The sequence below is a fragment of the Chromatiales bacterium genome (genome assembly GCA_020445605.1).
Taxonomy (GTDB): domain Bacteria; phylum Pseudomonadota; class Gammaproteobacteria; order JAGRGH01; family JAGRGH01; genus JAGRGH01.
Genome location: JAGRGH010000034.1, coordinates 1 through 5,759, shown reverse-complemented (window position 1 = coordinate 5,759; position 5,759 = coordinate 1). Strand labels below are relative to the sequence as shown.

Annotated in this window: 7 protein-coding genes; 6 read left to right on the top strand and 1 reads right to left on the bottom strand. The window is 59.4% G+C overall.

Going from position 1 to position 5,759, the window contains the following annotated elements; translation table 11 throughout:
* On the bottom strand, nt 1-1,016 hold a 1,016-nt coding region (locus KDG50_07150; protein MCB1865192.1), incomplete at its 3' end, for a DUF932 domain-containing protein.
* Between the two features lie 1,081 nt (nt 1,017-2,097).
* Here KDG50_07150 and rdgC point away from each other — a divergent pair.
* From rdgC to KDG50_07120, 6 genes are all read left to right on the top strand, one after another.
* Nucleotides 2,098-3,069, top strand: coding sequence for a recombination-associated protein RdgC (rdgC, locus tag KDG50_07145; GenBank protein MCB1865191.1), 972 nt, complete (start codon nt 2,098-2,100; stop codon nt 3,067-3,069).
* Between the two features lie 47 nt (nt 3,070-3,116).
* The gene (locus KDG50_07140) at nt 3,117-3,485 is read left to right on the top strand and encodes a hypothetical protein (GenBank protein ID MCB1865190.1); all 369 of its coding nucleotides are present in this window, start codon (nt 3,117-3,119) and stop codon (nt 3,483-3,485) included.
* Between the two features lie 9 nt (nt 3,486-3,494).
* Entirely contained in the window at nt 3,495-4,202 is a 708-nt protein-coding gene (locus KDG50_07135) for a 3'-5' exoribonuclease (protein MCB1865189.1), read from the top strand.
* Nucleotides 4,203-4,236: 34 nt separating this feature from the next.
* Nucleotides 4,237-4,431 carry a hypothetical protein gene (locus tag KDG50_07130; GenBank protein ID MCB1865188.1) on the top strand — a complete coding sequence of 65 codons (195 nt, stop codon included), beginning with the start codon at nt 4,237-4,239 and terminating at the stop codon, nt 4,429-4,431.
* Nucleotides 4,432-4,456: 25 nt separating this feature from the next.
* Nucleotides 4,457-4,651 (top strand): hypothetical protein, encoded by a 195-nt coding sequence (locus tag KDG50_07125; GenBank protein MCB1865187.1) that lies wholly within the window; start codon nt 4,457-4,459, stop codon nt 4,649-4,651.
* An 88-nt stretch (nt 4,652-4,739) separates the two neighbouring features.
* Entirely contained in the window at nt 4,740-5,624 is an 885-nt protein-coding gene (locus KDG50_07120; GenBank protein ID MCB1865186.1) for a hypothetical protein, read from the top strand.
* Nucleotides 5,625-5,759 lie beyond the last annotated feature (135 nt).

Below are 5,759 nucleotides of genomic sequence, written 5' to 3'. Positions count from 1 at the left end.
CCCGTGCATTCGCGCGTATGCTCGGCGAGAACTGAGAACGCCTTATCTTTGAGCTGGGCATTCGGTCCCATAAGCATGGAATTGATCCGTGCATCGGCACTGCGACCGTAATGATGGTCTGTGTATTCCGTGACAGCGTTCAACAGGCCATAAGCGGTTTTTCCTGCCATCTCGGCGCCCCGTGCATCGCCAGCGTATAGACGCAGAATTTCTTGCTCGGGTTTGCTGATTTTCGGGGCGCCATCGTCGCCTTTGTCGCGATTGCCGATCGAAGGCTTTCCGAGAATCCGCGCAAGCAATTCTTGGCTATCTTTCGACTCCAGCTCGACACGGGCCATTGCCTGCAACACGGTCAATTGCTCGGCGCGGGCCTCTTCAATAATGCCAATCGCGTCGACGATCGCATCCGGATTGAATTCGGTTTTGTGGGATTGGCGGAAGAGCCGAGACATTTTGTCTTTCTGAGCCGCGCCGAAAGAATACCGGAGCATGTTATTGCAAACGGCACGAACTTCGGAAAACCAGATACTGCGGGGCATCGTGCCATCGCAGGCATAGGCGAAAGTCACGTAAGAATGCGAAACGTCGCCATCCTTCACTTGGATACCGGCTGCAGGCAATTTCGCCTGGAAAACGAGTTTTCGACCGCCGAAGAGCGAGAATGCAGCGTCCCATTGTGCGCCAGTAGCGTCGACAATCCGCTGCATCGTGTCGAAACCGTTTTTCGGCTGAGTCGTTTGGAATGCCGCGCCGACAACGCCCAGCGGGGCGCCATTGTCGGACCGAAACTGCATTTTCAACGTCTCGTCCGTCAAATAGCCTTCCGGGCCACGGTACATGACAGGCGATGCCATGATTTCCCATTCGATCCCGCTGGCGCGGGCCACGGTGGCACCATCGGCCGTCGACGCGTCGAAGTATTCCGGATCGGTCACACCAGCGTGCCAAGGGGCGGGCTGGCCCGCTGCATATGCGCATTCGAAACGACCGTTCACGTTGCTCAGTTCATGTGCCATTGCTGCATCCTCCGAGGATCAATCTAGGGTTCTCCGTTCAACCGTTTGTGGAACGGTGTACGTAATGTAGTTCAATCCAAACCGTCGACGCAACAACTTTTTCACGGTCCACGCCATCGGCCACGGATCGGCCGTTCACAGCTCAGGAAAAGAGGCCCGCCAGCGGGGCGCCACGCCAGCGTCGACGCGGGTTTCCAGGCAATCGAGCGGGGCGCCGATCCGTCGACCATTCCGAAGGCCCGTGGACGTCACACTGGCGGGCCAGCTCACAGAAACCCGCTTTCCAGGTGCACAGCACGATCGTGCTTTTTTCTGGCCATCGGCCCTTTCCAGCTCACACAAAAGCACGCTCGTGCGGAAAAGTTCGCGCTCCAGGTGCACAGCACGGTCGTGCTTTTTTCTGGCATCGGGCCATCGGGCCAGCGCGGGCCAGCTCGGGCCATCGGGCCAGCTCGGGCCAGCTCGGGCCAGCTCGGGCCAGCTCGGGCCAGCTCGGGCCAGCTCGGGCCAGCTCGGACCAGCTCGGGCCAGCTCGGGCCAGCTCGGCGCATCAATAGACGCATGTGCACACCCGCGCCCGCACGTATACGGGAGTCCCGATCGCATCGAGCACCCGACCAGCTCTACACCCGGCCGCCAGCCAAGTGAGTTTCGAAATTCCCGTCCTTACTTTGGCAACCTCGCCCGTTCCCCGTGGCCAGGGTTTCAACTGAAAAAGAATCTGCCGCACTACTTTGGAAAGCCGGCCGGATCTCAAGCGGCGCGCGCTTACTTCGTCGACCTCGCCCGATCTCGCCGACCGTTCATCGGAAGTTCCACCGTTGGTTGATCGCTACGCCCAAAAGTAGTTGACACCCCGCAGTGCACAAGGGCACAGTGCGAGCTATGCAATGCATAAGCAAAAAGCCCCATCCCAGGTAGGGGATTTTCGGACGCTGGGTGCTGTGAACTAAGTCACTTTTCAAGCCAAACGTCCGACATACGCTCGCAAGTTATTTGGTTACGATCGCATTGAGTCTTCCGGTTCCATTCAATGCGGTTATGACTTTCGATATAGATTCAACCACTGGTGAAATTAAGGATGACTCCGAAAAACTTCAGAAATTTCATTGCCTACCAGCTACCCGATGGCTTCTGCGACAGCTTCGAATTCTTCGAACAAAGCCTGAACGGCAGACAATCGACAGACCCCACCGGCGGGAGCTGGTACACCGTGGGTTTCGTCGAGCTGCCAGGGGGCGAGTTCTACCTGGATCTCCAGGGGTCGGCGTGGCTCTTCTTCGTTCAATTCAACGAACGCATTCTTCCCGGCGCTGTGCGTGATGAGCACGTTGCCAAACGGGTCGCCGAACTGGAAGAGCGCCAGGGCTACAAGGTCAATCGGAAGCTATACGCTCAACTGAAAGACGACGTGACCTTCGATCTGCTGCCCAAGGCGTTCATTCGCCGATCGATCGTGCCCGTCTTCATCATCACCCCGAACATCCTGATTACCTGCACCAGCTCCCACAAGAAATCGCAAGAGGCGATCGACCTGCTCGGCCAGGTGTTCGCCGATGACAACGACTGGCGCCCGGCACTCATGACCCCGCAGTCACACCCGGTCGACGTGCTGACCAGAATCGCGCAGCAAGACCCCGAAGGTGCCCGCTTCGTGGCCACCGACGCCGCGGTCCTCAAGGGTGCCGACAAAGAGACGATCCGAATCCGCGATCGGACCATCGGCAGCGAGGAAGTGCAAACGCTGCTGAAAGACGAGTACCAGGTGCACGAGCTGGGCCTGGACTTCTTCGAGGACGGCTATTCCTCGATCGATGCCGACGAGCTGACGTGCACTCTGATCGTCAACGACAAGTTGATTTTCAAACGTGTCCAGCTCCCGGCGGCCCGCGTCGCAGATCACATGGGCGACAGTGACGAGGCCGCGGATCTCGCCGGCCTGGCCTGGCTCTTCGCCACCGAATTCAAGAAAGTGACTTTGGCGCTCTTCTCCGAAATGGGGAGCGCACCCGTGGGCAGCACTGCCCAAACCGATGATGAGGATGAATTGTGAGCCCCGCATACAAACTTTTCCTTTCAAGACTGAGAGTCGGCGACACCGTGGCCGTGCAGTCGCACAACCTATCCGGCCACGGTAGCCCGTACCATCTATTCAAAGTGACGACCTTCGTCGGCAATGTCGTTCACGTCGAGCTGATCGACGACCCGAGCATCACCGGATCTTTCGACGTCGAAAACGGCCAATACCACTGCACCGACGCGGGTCGCCACGTCTTCCCGGTCACTCAGCCGATCATCGACGCATGCCGCGAGAACACCCTGTCTTCGTGGGCGACGGATGGCTTCCCGCATGAATTCGCAGCGCTACCCCTGGAAAGCAAGGAAGCGATCTACAAGGGCGTCCGGGATCTGCTCGCAGCTCGGCGTACCACGGACGGCAAGGGCGTGCCCCTGCCCTTCACGCGATAGGGGCTCACCATGAGTTCAATCAAACTCGGAAGTGACCTGCGCGACTGGTCGATCGACATCGAAACGATGGACACGAAGTTTTCGGCCGCCGTCCTGTCGATCGGCGCCGTTCAATTCAACCGGGACACCGGGCAGCTCGGAATCGAGTTCTACAAGGAAGTCACCATCGATTCGGCGGTTCGTGCCGGAACTGTCAGCGGGTCGACGGTGACATGGGGCATCCGCACCGAGGCATGGCTGGACCTGTTCCGTGAGACGTCCGAGAAAGTCCCCCTCGTGACTGCCCTAGACGAGCTGGCAGCACTCATCCGATCCAAGACAATCGGTCCACGAGTGTGGGGTAACGGGGCGAGCTTCGATATCACCATCCTCGAACATGCCTACGTGAACGGCACTGTCTCGCTCGCAATCCCGTGGAGCTACCAGAACATTCGTGACATGCGCACGACCGTGGACGACGCTGGTCTGGAACTTCACTCAATCCCGTCAGTCGGAGCCGCCCACAACGCCCTGGCCGACGCGAAGTTCCAAGCGGTCGCCATCAGCCTGGCACGACGGCGTATCCGCCGAGCACTCGGGGAAACCCTGCCCCCGTGGGCCGGGCCGAACGAGTCGCGGTCGTTCGATTCTCCCTTGAAATTTCAAAAGGGTTCGCCACCTGGGAAAGCCGCTACCACCCCGGTCCCGGCCGTCGAAGATGACGACGACGAGCTTTGAGCGATCCATCCACATACAGCGGAGATCATGACCAATGGCACGAATTGTTGAAACGGACAACCACGGCGGCGATTACCCGGACGAGAAATTTGTCGACCTGCCGACGATGAGTCAGCCACACGCAAGGCGCGTCGCGAACGCTATCAACGCGAGTTTCCCGAAGGATTGGGGTCGCTTCTGGAAAGTCGTCGCGGACGACTACGAGCTGCAACCCGGCTTCGAGCCCTGAATTCATTTGAACGGAGAAACTTGTAATGGCACGAATCGTTGAAACGAACAACTTCAGCAGCGATCACCCGGACGAGAAATTCCTGAATATCCCGGAACTTCCGGAACCGCAAATGCGGCGAATTGCGAACGCAATCAACGACGGGTTCCCGGCCGGCTCGAAACGCTACTGGAAAGTCGTCGAGAACGACTATACTCTGAACCCCGATATCGAGCGGTAATCTCGCTATCGAGCGGTAATCTCGCTATCGAGCGGTAATCTCGATTCACTGCTGCAAAGTAACTTTTAAAATCACGAGGAAACAGATCATGAGCAAGCCCGAAATGCCGTCCGCCGATTTCAAAGTCGATTTGGTCGAAGGCTCCACCAAGAAATTCATGAGCGGCGTCAGTGCCAAGTCCCGCGACTTGTGGCAAGTGCCGATCGACCAGCTCCGCGAGATCCCCGGCTTCAACGTGCGCATCGAGGACGAAGCCTTCGCCGCCGGCATCGAAGAGCTGGCCGACGCGATGGTCAGCGAGGGTTTCAAGCAACACAAGCCTCTGGCCGGCTACGTGGCCAAGGAAGGCGACGAGAACGTCATTTTCGTCTACGACGGTCATCGGCGCCTGAAGGCCGTCCGCCGCGCGATCGAGAAGGGTGCCGAAATCGAACTGGTCCCGGTCGTCGTCGCCCCGCAGGGTGCGAACCTGGAAGACCTGACCGCCGAGCTGATTCGATCCAACGACGGCAAGCCGCTGACCCCGTTCGAGAAGGCAACGGTCTTCAAGCGTCTCGTCAACTACGGCCTGGACGTCGCCGCCATCGCGGCCCGCTGCGGTTGCACCCAGCAGTATGTCAACGATCTGCTCGGCGTGATGTCGGCCCCGGCCCCGATCCGCAAGATGGTGGAGAACGGCGAGGTTTCCGCGTCGCTGGCGGTCGAGACGGTTCGCAGGCACGGCAAGAAGGCGACCGACAAGCTGAAGGCGGCCCGCGACCGCATGCTGCAAGCCGGTAAGGCGAAGGTGACGAAGAAACACGTCGACACCGACGTCTACGGCAAGACGGCACGCAAGAACGCCACCCCGCTGGCCGACATCGTGTGCGCCCTGGACACCGACCCGGCCTATTCGAACCTCGGCGAAGAGCTGCGCGGCAAGATCGGCCCCCTGGTCGAGACGCTGCGCAAGGCGGCGGCCGAAACCCTCTAAGGGAACAACCATGCAGTATGCAAACAAGCGAGCCCAAGGCATTGCGATGATCCGTGCCCATGCGCGGGAGCGGGTTTCAATTGATGGCGAAAAGAAGGTGCACCGCGAGTTGCTGGGCGCGATGGACGCCATCAT